Source organism: Noviherbaspirillum phoenicis (assembly GCF_047237965.1).
Taxonomy (GTDB): domain Bacteria; phylum Pseudomonadota; class Gammaproteobacteria; order Burkholderiales; family Burkholderiaceae_D; genus Noviherbaspirillum_A.
In genome coordinates, this window is sequence record NZ_JBDFLX010000001.1 from 1,062,358 (window position 1) to 1,078,939 (window position 16,582).

Below are 16,582 nucleotides of genomic sequence, written 5' to 3' on the forward strand. Positions count from 1 at the left end.
GGTATGCAGTCAGGAATGATCTCTAGACTGATTGATCAGCTGGATCTTGCTACGGTAATTTACTGCGTTGCGATGCGCAAGAGTAGTCGCGATGTCCAGTGCTTTCTGATAGTGCGCCAGCGCTTCCCCCGGCTGCTCGAGCAATACCAGCATGTTGGCGACATTAGCATGGGCGGAGGCGGTCTCGATCCGGTTGGCTCCGAGCGCCTTTTTACGGATGGCCAGCGCGCTGCGGTAGTGTGTCAACGCCTGTAGGTAATCCTCTTGGGCATGCAGTGTCAAAGCAACTTGGTCATGGGAACCAGCGGTGGAAAGGCCTTCCCGGCCTTTCGTCTTTTGGTCGATGGCCAGCGCCTGTTTAAAGTGATACAGTGCCTCCGCATGCATTCGCTGTCCGCTCAACAGCAAGCCCATATTGAAATGGCAGACCCCGGTTGTCGCATGTTCAGTGCCGAGTTCTTTCTCGTAGATGATCAAAGCCGCGCGGTAGTGGTATAGCGACTGCTCAAAATTATCTTCCTCTTCAAGCATGTCAGCTTCAGAAAGGTGGGCATCAGCGGTTGCAACACGCTCAATGTTCACCACCTTTTCGCGGTTGGGCAGCGCTTGGCGGTCTTGGTTCGGCACCTGGTCAAGTTCCCCGTGCGCCTCGAGCAGCTTGGCTATCCTCACACGACAGTACCCGGTTTCGACATGATCAATGCCCAGCACCTTTTCGCGAGTGGTCAAGGCCTGACGGAAGTGTTCCAATGCCTTATCAAGATCGCCCTTCGCTATCAGCAGCTCAGCAATCCTAGTATGGCAACCAGCGGTTTCGGCGTGGTCAACACCTAACATTTCTTTATAGATGGCCAACGCCTTGTCGTAGTGCTCAAGTGCTTTGAGAAGCTTGCGCTGCGCTTTCTTCGGCAAGAAGATAGCGAATGACCAATCTGTGGTTCCAGCTTGCTCAGTACCCAGCACCTTTTCATGAATGGCTAATGCTTTGCGGTAATGAGTCAGCGCCTGATTAGGCTTATTCTGATCCTTTAGCAGCAAAGCAATCTTGGCATGACAATCTGCCGTTTTGGCATGTTCGATGCCTAGCACCTTTTCGCAGATGGCTAACGCTTGAAGGTAGTGCGTCAGCGCCTGGTCAGACTTGTCTTGACTCTTTAACAGTACTGCTATGTTGACGTGGCTAGCAGCGGTTTGGGCATGCTCAACGCCCAGCACTTTTTCACGGATAGCCAGCGCCTTGTGATGGTATTCCAGCGCCTGTTCAGGCTTGTCTTGATTCTTTAACAGTACTGCGATGCTGAAGTGGCTAGTAGCGGTTTGGGCATGCTCAACGCCCAGCACCTTTTCACGGATAGCCAGCGCCTTGTAATGGTATTCCAGCGCCTGTTCAGACTTGTCCATGCGACGCAATCCGGAACCGATAGCGCTGTAGGAACTGGCAGTAGCGGCATCCTCCTTGCCCAACACCTTTTCGCGTATAACCATCGCCTTGTAATGGTATTCCAGCGCCTGTTCATGCTTACCCATGCTACTCAATACGTCACCAATGTCGCTGTAGGACTTTAGAGTAGCGGCATCCTCCTTGCCCAACACTTTTTCGCGTATAGCCAGCGCATCGTGATGGTATTCCAGTGCCTCTTCATGCCGTCCCAGCCTACTCAATACGTCACCGATGTCGCTATAGCAACTGGCAGTATCGGGATCTTCCTTGCCTAACACCTTTTCGCGCATAACCATCACCTTGTAATGGTATTCCAGCGCCTGTTCATGCTTACCCATGCTACTCAATACGTCACCAATGTCGCTGTAGGACTTTAGAATAGCGGCATCCTCCTTGCCCAACACTTTTTCGCGTATAGCCAGCGCCTTGTGATGGTATTCCAGCGCCTGTTCATGTTTGCCCATGCGACCCAATACGTCACCGATGTCGCGGTACGAACTGGCAGTAGCGGCATCCTCCTTACCCAACACTTTTTCACGTATAGCCAGCGCCTTGTGATGGTAATCCAGTGCCTGTTCATGCTTGCCCATGCCACTCAATACGTAACCGATATTGCTGTAGGACTTTAGAGTATCCGGATCCTCCTTGCCTAACACCTTTTCACGGATAGCCAGCCCCTGGTAAACGAAGGCTAATGCGTCTGCATTCTTGCCTCTGTCACGCAAGACCTCTGTAATTGCATGGATCAGGATCACCCGGGTCAGCTCCTGCCTTGCAGTGCGCATGGCGGGTCGCGCATCCGCCCCCTCAATCGCGCCATCGATGCGCTCACGCACCATCATCAGCGCTTCCGGCGAGGATGTCTCTATCCACTGCACCATGTCCTTCAAGGCCTCAGCCGTGAACCTCGAGCTGTCCTGCTCCAGCAATCCAGCCAGCCCCTGCGCCAGACAGTATTCAAAAACCGACTTGTGAATAAATTCCAGCCTCCCGGCCCGTGGCCGCAGCGGCAGGCTGTTTAGCAGTTGCGCCGCTTTCTGTTGGCGCAGCCGCACGAAGTCCTCCTTCGTTAGCACCAGCCGGCGCGTCTGCTCCTTCCGTTTTTCCACGCTCAGTTGATCCAGCGCCAGCTGGCGTTTCCTGTAGCGGCGGCCTGCCTTGTGCTGCACCAGCCATTCCAGACCGGCCCAGGGGGAACCGGTTTTTTGCGCATCCGCCACAGCCAGGCTTTCGGCACGGCTTTCGCATGCCAGCAGCGCGGTCTCGCAGGCAAAGGCCCGGAAGCCGGCCGCCAGGCTGCCATGCTCTTCCAGCAATTGTTCCAGCACCTTGTCGTCCAGCAGGCCCTGCCCGTTGTTGGCCATGTGCTCGATGAAGCTTTCATAGATGTCCGAGCGTGTCAGGCTTTCCAATGGCTTTTTGCTCACCGTCTCCCAGCTCTGCCACAGCAGGTAAAGCACGAAGGGGTTGCGCAGCACCGCCCTTATTTCGGCCGAGCCCTGCAGCCTGGCTTCGTAGCTGCGGCAGGTCGCGTCATCCCAGGCCAGGTGCTGCTTCAGATAGGCCAGCAACTGCCCGGTATCGAAGGCCAGGTAGTGGCAGCTCTGCAGCTTGTCCTGCCAGGCAAAGCGTTCCCGCACCTGGTCTTGGGGCACAGTGCCGGGACGGCAGGTGACGATCAGCCTGGCGCCGGGCGGCAGGCCCAGGTGCTGCGCCAGGTTGGCGGGCGCCTGGTCGTCGATGCGGCATTCATCGTAGCCGTCCACGAACACCACCGGCGCGGCCTGGCCGGGCTGCAGGCGATGGCGGGCCAGCACGTTCGCACAGGCGCCCTGCAGGGCGCCATGGGTCCAGCTTGCCAGGTGGGTGCGGATGAATACCGGCATGACCTGCGGCCTGGCACGGTTGGCGGGATCGGCGAAATGCTGCCACCACTGCTGCAGCAGGCGGTCGGCCAGCACATGGGTGCTCAGGCTCTTGCCCAGGCCGGCCTCGCCCGACAGCAGTAGTGCGCCTGCCTCGGGCGAGGCCACGAAGTCTTCCAGCACCTGCTGCAGCATCCGGGGCGGGTTGTGCATTTCCTCCTTGCCGGCGTCCTGTTCATGCCTTTGCCAGTAGGCTTCGACCGAGCCTTCGATGGGCAGCAGGGTGACCTGGCACGGCACATAATGCCGGGCTTCCTCGCGCCGCCCGTGCAGCGCAAGGTCAAGGTGCAGCGCCAGGCTGACCAGCGCATGGTCGGCATGCATCTGCGGCGCCATTTCCCGCAATTGCTGCAACACGTCGGCAATGCCGGCGCGCTCGGCCGAACGGGCGTGCCAGCAGGCCCGGATGAGCTTGCGAAAAGCGGGCGGGCAATCTGCCGGGATAGGCATTCTCTCGCCGGCCCTGATCTTGTCGAAGCCAGGGTCTTCCCTGTGCACCTGTTCCCAGAAACTGGGTCGCTCGCCGTGGCTGACCATCTGCCAGAACACCAGGCCCAGCGCGTAGATGTCAGTCGCCCTGCTGCTGTGGCGGCTGCGGTCGCCGCCTATGTTCTCGGGCGCGATGGAGTCGCCATCCTGCAGCCCCTGGCCGACGGCGCTGGCCTCGGCGGATTCGAGCAGTGCATCGACCTGGGCCACGCCAAGGTCGGCCAGCTTGGCCCGGCCATACTGGTCAATCAGGATGTTCTCGGCCTTCAGGTCGCGGTGCAGCATACCCTGCCCATGCAGATAGGCCAGAGCCTGACTGATTTCCGTCATCCATTGCCACAGCCGGGACGCCGGAATGGGCTGGCCATCCTTTTGCCCCTTCTGCAATGCGGCCTGCAGGCTGCCCTGATGACAGAACTCCATCACCAGATAAGGCGCGCCCTCCTTATGGCAGATGCCATGGAATTGCACGATGCCCGGGTGGCTGCTGGTGCCCAGCCGGGCCACTTCCCATTCCAGCGCCTCCACCACCTCCTCGTCTGATAGCGACAAGTGCTGACGGGCATGCTCGACGTCAATTTTCTTCAGCGCCACGTCGCTGCTGTCCCAGCGGCCGCGATAGACCTTGCCAAAGGCGCCGTTGGCAAGGAAGTCGCCGACGACGATCTGGCTGGCCGGGATCCGGTTGACGCCACTGAAGGCCACCGACGTCGCGCTCTCAGGCAAGGACGCAGGCGCGGTGCCTGTCGAGGTCGCCGTCTCGACCTTGCCATGCAGGGCGTCGCCGGCGGCGCGGGCATCGCTGCCACTCGGCGCAATGCCCGTATGGGCGCCAGCCGACACTTTGGCGGCATGAGGTTCCTGCTCGCCGGCATCGCTGCCGCTCTCTTTGGCATCACTGGCCCGGGCATCCGGCCCGGCATGAGCAAACTGCGGTTCCTGCTCGTCATTGCTGTCGGCTTCGCCGCTTTCCTCGGTGTCGCTGTCGCCCTCCCGGGGCGACAACCCGGCCCGGGATGCGGGCGCCCAGGATGGCTTGCTTGCCGCACCGTTACCCGGCACAGCCTGCTGGCCTGCCATGCGCGGCGGTGTTGGCAAGGGGCGGTGAGGAAATCTCGCCTGCGAAGGCGTCGTCACCAGCGGCGCACCTGCTACGCGGATTGCAGGAACTTGCGCCGGGTTCGTCGTGATCGGCACTTGGCGGTTCGAGGTCAGCTGTGCTGGCGTGGAAGAAGTAGCCATCTGGTCATTTCTCCTTGAAGGATGCACTGCGGATGGTTGGGAGCGGGCACCGCAGGTCGGCGGCACGGGCCAACATCCCTACGGCGAACTGCCCGCGGCAAAGGCCCTTCCCGATCGGAGATGCGCGGACTTGCCTGATAGCCAGGACGGGACCGCTGCACCGTCGAAGCGGACTCGAACGTAGCCGGCATGCTTTTATTGGTGAAGCGAGATTAAGTGGCGCGGCCAGGAAATTAACACTGTCGTCCGGCGTCGGCACGGAAGAACTTATCTGCACCGGGCTGTGCTGTGTCCGTACACGCGACGTGGATCTGAATGGGTGGAATGCGCGGCGAGTTGTAAGCCAGTCGGGCTGCACCATCGGCATGGCCCTCCGGACCGTCAGTCTGTGCACGGCATGATCTGACGAGAAGTACGCCGTTGGTGGACGACACGACGGCGCTTGCGGCAAGTAAGCCAGACCGATTCTGTTGCCGGGGAGGCTAGCCGGTGCAGGCTAGCGCGATGAAGCCTCCTATGGCGTTCGGAGGATGTCCGGGAAGCGCCGGAACCGGCCAGGCGCAAGGCGCAAGGCGCAAGGCGCAAGGCGCAGCGAGGATACGGATGCCTGTTGATCGCGACATCCAGGCGCCTTGCCGAAGTTCGTGACACGCGTCAGGAAGGTGTGCCTATCCGCCGCCTGCCCGCCTCCGGCGCGGCCAGCGCCTCCACCTCGCGCATGCTCTCCCGCGAACGCTCCACCAGCGCGATGTAATCCTCGGTGTCGCGGGTCTTGGCCGCCACCTCGTCGTCGTTGAGCGTGCGCAGCACCCGCGCCGGCATGCCGACCACCATGCTGCGTTCCGGCACCTGCATGCCGGAGCGCACGAAACTCATCGCCGCCACCAGCGACTCGGCGCCGATGACCACACCATCCATCACCACCGCGTTCATCCCCACCAGCGCATTGCGGCCGATGCGGCAGCCGTGCAGGATCGCGCCGTGGCCGATATGGCCGTAGGTCTCGATCACGGTGTCGAATTGCGCATAGCTGTGCATCACGCAGGCATCCTGCACATTGGCGCCCTCCTCCAGCACGATGCGGCCGAAGTCACCGCGCAGGCAGGCGGTGGGGCCGATATAGCAGCGCGCGCCGACGATCACGTCGCCGATCAGCACGGCGCTCGGATGCACATAGGCGGTGGGATGGACGACCGGCGTAATGCCGTCGATGGAATAGACTTTGACCATGCTGTTGACCGGGTGCGGAAATGGCCGCTATGGTAACCGATAGGATGCCAGCCTGGCGCAGCTAATCCCCCTCATCGCGCCGCCACGTTCAGGAAGCCGGCTTCTTCTTCGCCAGCTGCTTTTCGAAGGCTACATCGAGCTTGCTCACCTTCTTCGGCGTCTGCGGCCCGTAGGCATTGACGTACGCAACGAATTCATCCTGCTCCAGCGATGGGCTGAGCCGTTCCATGTCGCCGCTGTCGGTCATCAGCGTCAGGTAGAACAGGCCGTCGGCGCTGCGCACCATCGAATAGTCGGGGTTGCCGCTGCGCCGCTTGAGCCTGTCGACTGCCGCGCTTGCCCTGGTTGATCGCATTCCCGGTCCTTGCGTCTTTGTGAAGCAGGCATGATAAGGCAGATCGGGCGGCGTTGTTTTGATCCGGGCCGCCGCCCCGTGCCATTACTAAGCCGCCACCCGCGGCGCCATCGCGTCGCGCACCTGCTGCAGCGAGGCCGGATCCTCGATCGTGGTCAGGTCACCCGGATCGCGGCCTTCGCATACCGCCTGTATCGCCCGCCGCAGCAGCTTGCCGGACCGTGTCTTGGGCAGCATCGATACCACATGCACCTGCGCCGGGCGCGCCACCGCGCCGAGCTGGCGGTCGACCGTTGCCATGATCTCGGCCTGCAGCGCCGCCACGCCATCGCTTGCCACCGCATGCCGCGGTATCACGAAGGCCACCGCCACCTGGCCCTTCAACTTGTCCTCCACGCCCACCACCGCGACCTCGGACACGTTGGGATGGCTGCAGATGCTGGCCTCGATCTCGCGCGTGCCCAGCCTGTGGCCGGCGACGTTGATCACGTCGTCGGTGCGGCCGAGGATGAAGTAATAGCCATCCGCATCCCGTATGCCCCAGTCGAAGGAGGAATACACCGGCTGGTTGAAGTTGGACCAGTAGGTGTTGAGGAAACGCTTGTCGTCGCCATACACGGTCTGCATGCAGCCCGGCGGCAGCGGCGCTTCCAGCACCAGCACGCCCTTTGCGCCAACGCCGCATTCCTCGCCGCTGACTTCGCTGATGACCTTGACCCGGTAGCCCGGCATCGGCACGCCGGGGCTGCCAAGACGGGTCGGCTTGTCCTCGATGCCCTTGGCGATCGACAGGATGGGCCAGCCGGTCTCGGTCTGCCAGTAGTTGTCGATCACGGGCACCTTGAGCGCGTCGGCGATCCAGGCCGACGTGGTTTCATCCAGCGGCTCGCCGGCCAGGTACAGCGCCTTCAGCGAAGACAAATCATGTTTGTCCATCAGTTCCTGCGGCTGCTTGCGCAGCACGCGGATCGCGGTCGGCGCGGAAAACATCCTGGTGACACGGTACTTCTCGACCAGCTGCCACCAGATGCCGCCGTCGGGCCGCGTCGGCAGGCCCTCGTACATCACGGTGGCCATGCCGGCGATCAGCGGGCCATAGACGATGTAGGAATGGCCGACCACCCAGCCGATGTCGGAGGTGGCGAAGAAGGTTTCGCCGGCCGCGCCGCCGAAGATGTGCTGCATCGACGACGCCAGCGCCACCGCATAGCCGCCGACGTCCCGCTGCACGCCCTTGGGCTTGCCGGTGGTGCCGGAGGTGTAGAGGATGTAGGACATCTCGTTGGACTCCAGCCAGGTCACGGGCACCGTGGCGTCCAGATGCTGCTGGCGCAGGCTGGCGTAATCCGCGTCGCGGCCCTGTTCCATCTGCATCGGCACCATGCCGCGGTCCACCAGCAGCACCCGTTCCGGCTTGTGGCTGGCCAGGCGCAGCGCCTCGTCCAGCAGCGGCTTGTAGGCCACCCGCTTGCCGCTGCGCGAGCCGGCATCGGCGGACACCACCAGCCTGGGCTGGGCATCGTCGATGCGGGTTGCCAGGCTGTTGGCCGCAAAGCCGCCGAACACCACCGAATGCACCGCGCCGATGCGGGCGCAGGCCAGCATCGCGAACACCGCCGGCGCAATCATCGGCATGTAGATCAGCACCCGGTCGCCGCGCGCAACACCCAGCGACAGCATGATGGCGGCCATGCGCTCGACTTCGCGCTGCAGCTCGTGGAAGGAATAGATGTGCTCGCGCGGGTTGCCGTCCGCATCCTCCTCGGTGCTGACCGCAATCAGCGCGGCGCGCTCGGGATGGCTTTGCGCCCAGCGGTCGACCGCGTTATGGCACAGGTTGGTGCGTCCGCCGGCAAACCACTTGTTGAACGGCTTGCGGCTGTCGTCGAGCACTTGGGAATACGGGGTTTCCCAATGAATACGTTGTGCTTCCCCGTCCCAGAAAGCCTCTGGATCGTCGATCGAGCGCTGGTAAAACTCTGCATAGTTCATGGTGTGTCTCCTCCGGTTCCATCCCTGTGCTGCGTGACCAAGGTGCTGGCGGCGTCAGAAAGCGTCGCCCGGCACCCTTACCCATCCTTCCATCAATACCCTTGCGCTGCGGCTCATGATGGCCTTGTCCACTTTCCATTCGCCTTCGACCTGGCTGGCCTGGGCGCCGACCCGCAGCGTGCCGGACGGATGGCCGAAGCGCACCGCCTCGCGCGCGCCGCCGCCGGCCGCCTGGTTGACCAGCGTGCCCGGTATCGCCGCCGCGGTGCCGATCGCCACTGCCGCCGTGCCCATCATCGCGTGGTGCAGCTTGCCCATGGACATGGCGCGCACCAGCAGGTCCACATCGCCGGCGCCGACCTTCTTGCCGCTGGACGACACATACTCCGCCGGCTTGGCAACGAAGGCGATCTTGGGCGTGTGCTGGCGCTTGGCCGCCTGGTCCACGCCCTGGATCAGGCCCATGCGCACCGCGCCATAAGCGCGCAGCGTTTCGAATTTCGTCAGCGCCACCGGGTCGCTGTTGATCGCGTCCTGCAGCTCGGTGCCGGTGTAGCCGATGTCTTCGGCATTGACGAAGATGGTGGGAATGCCGGCATTGATCATGGTGGCCCTGAGCGTGCCGATGCCCGGCACCTCCAGGTCATCCACCAGGTTCCCGGTCGGGAACATCGCGCCGCCCGCGCCTTCTTCCTCGGCCGCCGGGTCCATGAATTCCAGCTGCACCTCGGCCGCCGGAAAGGTCACGCCGTCGAGTTCGAAGTCGCCGGTCTCCTGCACCATGCCGTCGGTCATGGGTACATGGGCAATGATGGTCTTGCCGATATTTTCCTGCCAGATGCGCACCGTGGCCATGCCATCGCGCGGAATGCGGGACGCATCGATCAAGCCATTGCTGATGGCGAACGGCCCGACCGCCGCCGACAGGTTGCCGCAGTTGCCGCTCCAGTCGACGAAGGCGCTGTCGATGGACACCTGGCCGAAGAGATAGTCGACATCATGGCCGGGCCGGGTGCTTGCCGACACGATCACGGTCTTGCTGGTGCTGGAGGTGGCGCCGCCCATGCCGTCGATCTGCTTGCCATAGGGGTCGGGGCTGCCGATCACGCGCAGCAGCAGCGCATCGCGCGCCGCGCCCGGCATCTGGGCGCGTTGCGGCAGGTCCTGCAGGCGGAAGAACACGCCCTTGCTGGTGCCGCCGCGCATATAGGTGGCGGGTATCTTGATTTGAGCTTGATGAGCCATGGACATGGTTCCTGATGAATGAGAGCTTGCCGTCTGGCGGCAGGCGGCGGCGCGTGCGCGCCGCCGCGATGACGATGATGCTAGGGGACTGCGCTTACGCAGCGCTGACGGACTCGAGGAAGTCCTGGGCGAAGCGCTGCAGCACGCCGCCGGCTTCGTAGATCGACACTTCCTCGGCGGTGTCGAGGCGGCAGGACACCGGCACCTCAACACGCTCGCCATTCCTGCGATGGATCACCAGCGTGAGATCGGCGCGAGGCTTGCGCTCGCCAATCACGTCGAAGGTTTCGGTGCCGTCGATGCCTAGCGTGAGGCGATTCACGCCCGGCTTGAACTCCAGCGGCAGCACGCCCATGCCCACCAGGTTGGTGCGGTGTATGCGCTCGAAGCCCTCGGCCACGATCGCTTCCACGCCAGCCAGCCGCACGCCCTTGGCGGCCCAGTCACGCGAGGAGCCCTGGCCATAGTCGGCGCCGGCGATCACGATCAATGGCTGCTTGCGCTCCATGTAGGTTTCAATCGCTTCCCACATGCGGGTGACGCGGCCTTCGGGTTCGATACGCGTCAGCGAGCCGGGCTTGACCTTGCCATCGACCACCACCATCTCGTTCTTCAGCGTCGGGTTGGCAAAGGTGGCACGCTGCGCGGTCAGGTGATCGCCGCGATGAGTTGCATAGGAATTGAAATCCTCTTCCGGCAAGCCCATCTTCGCCAGGTACTCGCCGGCGGCGCTGTCGGCCATGATCGCGTTGGACGGCGACAGATGATCGGTGGTGATGTTGTCGCCCAATACTGCCAGCGGCCGCATGCCCGTCAGGCTGCGCGCGCCGGCCAGCGCACCCTCCCAATACGGCGGACGGCGGATATAGGTGGTCTGCGGACGCCAGTCATACAGCGGCTTTACCTGCTCGCCGTTGTCGACCGTCAGCGCAAACATCGGCTCATACACCTTGCGGTACTGTTCAGGCTTCACGCTGGAAGCAACGATCGCATCGATCTCCTCGTCGGACGGCCAGATGTCGGCCAGCGTCACAGGTTTGCCGTTGGCATCGGTGCCCAGCAGATCCTTCTCGATGTCGAAGCGTATCGTGCCGGCGATTGCATAAGCCACCACCAACGGCGGCGAGGCGAGGAAGGCCTGCTTCGCATACGGATGGATGCGGCCATCAAAGTTGCGGTTGCCCGACAACACGGCGGTGGCATACAGATCGCGCTCCACCACTTCTTTCTGGATCACCGGATCGAGCGCGCCGCTCATGCCGTTGCAGGTGGTGCAGGCAAAGGCCACCACGCCAAAGCCCAGTTGCTCCAGCTCGGGCATCAGGCCGGCTTCTTCCAGGTACAGAGCCACCGTCTTCGAACCCGGTGCCAGTGAGCTCTTGACCCAGGGCTTGCGCTGCAAGCCTAGCCTGTTCGCATTGCGTGCCAGCAGGCCCGCCGCGATCATGTTGCGCGGGTTGTTGGTATTGGTGCAGCTGGTGATAGCCGCGATGATCACCGCGCCATCCGGCATCAGGCCGGGTTCGTTCTCGACCTTGCCGCTGATGCCGCGCTCGGCCAGCTGCGAGGTCGGCACCCGGTTGTGCGGATTGCTCGGGCCCGCGATGTTGCGTACCACCGTCGACAGGTCGAAGTGCAGTACCCGCTCGTATTCCGCGTTCTTCAGGCTGTCAGCCCACAGCCCGGTTTCCTTCGCATAGGTCTCCACCAGGCTGACCAGTTCATCCTCGCGGCCAGTTAGCTTCAGGTAGCGGATGGTCTGCTCGTCGATGTAGAACATCGCGGCGGTGGAGCCGAATTCGGGCGCCATGTTGGAGATGGTTGCGCGGTCGCCCAGGGTCAGATGCGCCGCGCCTTCGCCGAAGAATTCCAGGTAGGACGACACCACCTTGGACTTGCGCAGGAACTCGGTCAGCGACAGCACGATGTCGGTGGCGGTGATGCCCGGCTGCGGCTTGCCGGTCAGTTCCACGCCGATGATGTCGGGCAGGCGCATGTAGGACGCCCGGCCCAGCATCACGCTCTCGGCTTCCAGGCCGCCGACGCCGATGGCAATGACGCCCAGCGCATCCACCATCGGCGTATGCGAGTCGGTGCCGACCAGGGTGTCGGGAAAGGCCACGTTGTCCTTGACCTGCACCACCGGGCTCATGCGCTCCAGGTTGATCTGGTGCAGGATGCCGTTGCCCGGCGGGATCACGTCGACATTGCGGAAGGCCTTCTTGGTCCAGTTGATGAAGTCGAAGCGATCTTCATTGCGGCGGTCTTCGATGGCGCGGTTCTTGTTGAAGGCGTCGGGGTCGAAGCCGCCGCATTCCACCGCCAGCGAATGGTCCACCACCAGCTGGGTCGGCACCACCGGATTGACCAGCGCCGGGTCGCCGCCCTGCGCGGCAATGGCGTCGCGCAGGCCGGCCAGGTCCACCAGCGCGGTCTGGCCCAGGATGTCATGGCAGACCACGCGCGCTGGGTACCAGGGAAAGTCCAGGTCGCGCTTCCTTTCGATGAGCTGCTTCAGCGAGTCGGTGAGCATGGCCGGGTCGCAGCGGCGCACCAGGTTCTCGGCCAGCACCCGCGAGGTGTAGGGCAGCTTGTCGTAGGCGCCGGGGCTGATGGCGTCGACCGCGGCGCGGGCGTCGTAATAGTCCAGCCCGGTGCCGGGAAGCTGCTTGCGATGTTCGAGGTTCATGATGGTCCTGCTTTACTTGCGATCACTGATCGGCACGAAGGCCAGGTCTTCCGGGCCGACATAGTTGGCGCTCGGACGAATGATCTTGTTGTCGATGCGCTGCTCGATGATGTGCGCGGCCCAGCCGGAGGTGCGGGCGATCACGAACAGCGGGGTGAACATCGCGGTCGGCACCCCCATCATGTGGTAGGACACGGCCGAGAACCAGTCGAGGTTGGGGAACATCTTCTTGATGTCCCACATCACGGTTTCCAGGCGTTCGGCGATGTCGAACATCTTGGTCGAGCCGGATTCCAGCGACAGGTTGCGCGCCACTTCCTTGATCACCACATTGCGCGGATCGGAGATGGTGTAGACCGGGTGGCCGAAGCCGATGATGACTTCCTTGTTCTCCACGCGCTTCCTGACATCGGCCTCGGCCTCGTCCGGATTGTCGTAGCGCTTCTGCACTTCGAACGCGACTTCATTGGCGCCGCCATGCTTGGGGCCGCGCAGCGCGCCGATGGCGCCTGTGATGGCCGAGTACATGTCCGAACCCGTGCCGGCAACCACGCGACCGGCGAAAGTGGAGGCATTGAACTCATGCTCGGCATACAGGATCAGCGACACGTGCATCGCCTTGACCCACGACTCCTTTGGCGCATGGCCGTGCAGCAGGTGCAGGAAGTGGCCGCCGATGGAATCGTCGTCGGTCTCCACCTCGATGCGGCGGCCGTTATGGCTGTAGTGGTACCAGTACAGCAGCGCCGAACCCAGCGACGCCATCAGGCGGTCGGCGATGTCGCGCGCGCCCGGCGTGTTGTGGTCATCCTTCTCCGGCAGCACGCAGCCCAGCACCGACACCGCGGTGCGCATCACGTCCATCGGATGCGACGATGCCGGCAGCGCTTCCAGCACGGTCTTGAGGTTGCTCGGAATGCCGCGCAGCGAGCGCAGCTTGGCCTTGTAGCCCTTCAGCTCGCCCGTGGTCGGCAGCTTGCCATGCACCAGCAGGTAGGCGATTTCCTCGAACTCGGAGGTGTTGGCCACGTCCAGGATGTCATAGCCACGGTAGTGCAGATCGTTGCCGGTCTTGCCCACGGTGCACAGCGCGGTATTGCCGGCGGTGACGCCGGACAGGGCGACGGATTTCTTCGGTTTGAATGCGGCTGCCTGTTGATCGCTCATCGTTTTCTCCTGATTCTGGTTAGCGGGCTTTTTGCTGCGCGAACAGCGCGTCGAGCTTCTGCTCGAAGTCGTGGTAGTTGATGCGGTCGTACAGCTCCATGCGTGTCTGCATGGTGTCGACCACATTCTTCTGCGTGCCTTCGCGGCGCACGGTGTTGTAGACGTTCTCGGCCGCCTTGTTCATCGCGCGGAAGGCCGACAGCGGATACAGCGCGATGCCGACGTCCGCCGTCTTCAGTTCTTCCACGGTGAACAGCGGCGTGGCGCCGAACTCGGTGATGTTGGCCAGGATGGGCACCTTGACCGCGCTGGCGAACTGCTTGTACATCGCCAGTTCGGTAATGGCTTCCGGGAAGATCATGTCGGCGCCGGCCTCAACGCAGGCCACCGCCCGCTCGATCGCGGCTTCCAGGCCTTCGACGGCAAGCGCGTCGGTGCGGGCCATGATCACGAAGTCCGGGTCGGTGCGCGCATCCACCGCGGCCTTGATGCGATCCACCATCTCCTGCTTGCTGACGATTTCCTTGTTGGGCCGGTGGCCGCAGCGCTTGGCGCCGACCTGGTCTTCGATATGCATCGCGGCGGCGCCGAACTTGATCATGGACTTGACGGTGCGGGCCACGTTGAAGGCCGAGGAGCCGAAGCCGGTGTCGACGTCCACCAGCAGCGGCAGGTCGCACACGTCGGTAATGCGGCGCACGTCGGTCAGCACATCGTCGAGGTTGGAAATGCCCAGGTCAGGCAAGCCAAGCGAGCCGGCCGCGACACCGCCGCCGGACAGATAGATGGCGCGGAAGCCGGCGCGCTTGGCCAGCAACGCGTGGTTGGCATTGATGGCGCCGATTACCTGCAGCGGGGATTCTTCCTGGACGGCTTGCCGGAACGCGGCGCCTGCGGAACGTAATGTCATGATGTGCCTGAATGAAGTGGTTTCAAATGGAACGATACGGATGGCTTTATTGCAATGGCCGTGCCAGAATTTGCGCAATTCGGCAGGCACACGAATTTCCCTATATGGATCAATCACCTACCTGCACCATTGGGATAAGAGAGTGGCAAGGATGACACCATTTGACTGTTCTGTAGCCGGCAATTGTGTTTCAATACCGGCCATTGCATGAAACACTGAAACAGGGATGAAACATGGCTTCAGCATTTGATGAAACATCGATGCAGGTCGACAAGCCAGTGCTCTGGACCGTGTCGATCTCCCGGCTGTTCCACCTGTTCCGCGATATCACGCCGGAATTCGACGAGCGCGCCATCATCGAGCCGATCAATCTCGGTTTCGAGGAAGCGGTGGAACACATCCGCGCCCGCCTGGAAAACGAGCGCTGCGACGCGGTGATCGCCGCCGGCTCGAATGCCGCCTATCTGAAAAGCCGCCTGCCGGTGCCGGTGGTCGTCGCCCGCGCCAGCGGCTTCGACGTGATGCAGGCGCTGGCCAGGGCGCGCCGCATCTCGCCGCAGATGGGCATCATCACTTACCAGGACACCTTTCTCCAACTGACCGAATTTCAGGCGGCATTTGGCCTGCGCATTGCGCAACGTACCTACGCCACCGCCGAGGATGCGCGCACCCAGATCGGCGAGCTGAAGGCGGCCGGCGTGAAAGCCATCGTCGGCACCGGCCTGATCATGGACCTGGCGGAGGAAGCGGATCTGGCGGGCGTGTTCCTTTATTCCGCCGGCTCGATCCGCCAGGCGTTCGAAGATGCACTGGAAATCGCCCGCTTCACCCGGCTGGAAAGCAGTCGCGGACGCGGCGGCTCGGTCAGCGCCGCCCTGCGCGCCCGCCACGGCCTGAAGGACCTGCGCGGCGAATCCGCCGCCATGCAGGCGGTGCGGCAGATGACGATGCTGTACGCCCGCTCGCCGGCAACCGTGCTGATCCAGGGTGAGACCGGCTCCGGCAAGGAGCTGGTGGCGCAGGCCATCCACCGGGAAAGCATGCTCGGCCATGCCGCCGGCAAGCCTTTCGTCGCGGTCAATTGCGGCGCCATTGCCGAGTCACTGCTCGAATCTGAACTGTTCGGCCATGAGGAAGGCGCCTTCACAGGCTCGCGGCGCGGCGGACGCCCGGGTTTGTTCGAGGCGGCGCATCGCGGCACCCTGTTTCTCGATGAAATCGGTGAAATGCCGCTGGCCCTGCAAACCCGGCTGCTGCGGGTGCTGGAAGAGCGGGAAGTGATGCGGGTTGGCGGCACCCGGCCGGTTCCGGTGGATGTGCGCATCATCAGCGCCACCCACTGCGACCTCGACGCCCGCGTGCGGAACGGCGAGTTTCGCGCCGACCTGTTCTACCGGCTGTCCGTGCTGCGCCTGCGCCTGCCGTCGCTGCGGGAACGCCCGGAAGACCTGACCGGCCTGGCGGAATGGCTGCTGAAGAACGCGCTGGCGGCGCTGGGCGTGCGGCCGCATGCCAATCTGCATGCGGAAGTCCAGGCCTGCGGCCCGCTGTTGCGCAGCTACGGCTGGCCCGGCAATGTGCGCGAGCTGCGCAATATGATGCAGCGACTGGCGCTGTTCCTGTCCGCCGAACCGCTGCAGGCGCTGACGCCCGCCTTCGTCGCCTCGGTGGCGCCGGAACTGGGCGTGGCGGCGGCGCCGGTGCAGCCCGACGCACCGGTTGCGGAACCAAACGACATATTGCATGTGCTGGCCCGCTTTGGCGGAGACCGGAGCGCGGCTGCGCGTCATCTGGGCATCAGCCGCACTACCTTGTGGCGCAGGGTCAGGCAGGCGGAGGCGGAAGCACCGGATTGAAGCGAGGCTGCGCTGTCACGGTGCGCGGGATGCGCAGCGGC

The 16,582-nt window shown here is 63.3% G+C and carries 9 protein-coding genes; 1 reads left to right on the forward strand and 8 read right to left on the reverse strand.

What is annotated here, in order from left to right:
- Positions 1-9 precede the first annotated feature (9 nt).
- From ABC383_RS04855 to prpB, 8 genes are all read right to left on the reverse strand, one after another.
- Entirely contained in the window at positions 10-5,097 is a 5,088-nt protein-coding gene (locus ABC383_RS04855; RefSeq protein WP_413012247.1) for a tetratricopeptide repeat protein, read from the reverse strand.
- 654 nt (positions 5,098-5,751) lie between these two features.
- Positions 5,752-6,327 (reverse strand): acyltransferase, encoded by a 576-nt coding sequence (locus ABC383_RS04860; protein ID WP_413012248.1) that lies wholly within the window; start codon positions 6,325-6,327, stop codon positions 5,752-5,754.
- An 88-nt stretch (positions 6,328-6,415) separates the two neighbouring features.
- A complete protein-coding gene (locus ABC383_RS04865; protein ID WP_413012249.1) occupies positions 6,416-6,682 on the reverse strand; it encodes a hypothetical protein in 267 nt (88 codons plus the stop codon).
- An 87-nt stretch (positions 6,683-6,769) separates the two neighbouring features.
- Complete coding sequence (locus tag ABC383_RS04870) at positions 6,770-8,674, reverse strand: propionate--CoA ligase (protein WP_413012250.1); 1,905 nt, start codon at positions 8,672-8,674, stop codon at positions 6,770-6,772.
- A 54-nt stretch (positions 8,675-8,728) separates the two neighbouring features.
- A complete protein-coding gene (gene prpF / locus ABC383_RS04875; protein WP_413012251.1) occupies positions 8,729-9,919 on the reverse strand; it encodes a 2-methylaconitate cis-trans isomerase PrpF in 1,191 nt (396 codons plus the stop codon).
- A 94-nt stretch (positions 9,920-10,013) separates the two neighbouring features.
- Positions 10,014-12,608, reverse strand: coding sequence for a Fe/S-dependent 2-methylisocitrate dehydratase AcnD (gene acnD, locus ABC383_RS04880; protein WP_413012252.1), 2,595 nt, complete (start codon positions 12,606-12,608; stop codon positions 10,014-10,016).
- A gap of 12 nt (positions 12,609-12,620) precedes the next feature.
- A complete protein-coding gene (prpC, locus tag ABC383_RS04885) occupies positions 12,621-13,775 on the reverse strand; it encodes a bifunctional 2-methylcitrate synthase/citrate synthase (RefSeq protein ID WP_413012253.1) in 1,155 nt (384 codons plus the stop codon).
- Between the two features lie 19 nt (positions 13,776-13,794).
- Positions 13,795-14,685 carry a methylisocitrate lyase gene (prpB, locus tag ABC383_RS04890; RefSeq protein WP_413012254.1) on the reverse strand — a complete coding sequence of 297 codons (891 nt, stop codon included), beginning with the start codon at positions 14,683-14,685 and terminating at the stop codon, positions 13,795-13,797.
- Between the two features lie 233 nt (positions 14,686-14,918).
- Between prpB and prpR the strand changes: the two genes are divergently transcribed.
- Positions 14,919-16,541 carry a propionate catabolism operon regulatory protein PrpR gene (prpR, locus tag ABC383_RS04895; protein WP_413012255.1) on the forward strand — a complete coding sequence of 541 codons (1,623 nt, stop codon included), beginning with the start codon at positions 14,919-14,921 and terminating at the stop codon, positions 16,539-16,541.
- Positions 16,542-16,582 lie beyond the last annotated feature (41 nt).

What these genes read in the sequence shown, in the direction of transcription:
- ABC383_RS04855 (WP_413012247.1), bottom strand. Translation starts at nt 5,097, where the DNA reads ATGGCTACTTCTTCCACGCCAGCACAGCTGACCTCGAACCGCCAAGTG.
- ABC383_RS04860 (WP_413012248.1), bottom strand. Translation starts at nt 6,327, where the DNA reads ATGGTCAAAGTCTATTCCATCGACGGCATTACGCCGGTCGTCCATCCC.
- ABC383_RS04865 (WP_413012249.1), bottom strand. Translation starts at nt 6,682, where the DNA reads ATGCGATCAACCAGGGCAAGCGCGGCAGTCGACAGGCTCAAGCGGCGC.
- ABC383_RS04870 (WP_413012250.1), bottom strand. Translation starts at nt 8,674, where the DNA reads ATGAACTATGCAGAGTTTTACCAGCGCTCGATCGACGATCCAGAGGCT.
- prpF (WP_413012251.1), bottom strand. Translation starts at nt 9,919, where the DNA reads ATGGCTCATCAAGCTCAAATCAAGATACCCGCCACCTATATGCGCGGC.
- acnD (WP_413012252.1), bottom strand. Translation starts at nt 12,608, where the DNA reads ATGAACCTCGAACATCGCAAGCAGCTTCCCGGCACCGGGCTGGACTAT.
- prpC (WP_413012253.1), bottom strand. Translation starts at nt 13,775, where the DNA reads ATGAGCGATCAACAGGCAGCCGCATTCAAACCGAAGAAATCCGTCGCC.
- prpB (WP_413012254.1), bottom strand. Translation starts at nt 14,685, where the DNA reads ATGACATTACGTTCCGCAGGCGCCGCGTTCCGGCAAGCCGTCCAGGAA.
- prpR (WP_413012255.1), top strand. Translation starts at nt 14,919, where the DNA reads ATGGCTTCAGCATTTGATGAAACATCGATGCAGGTCGACAAGCCAGTG.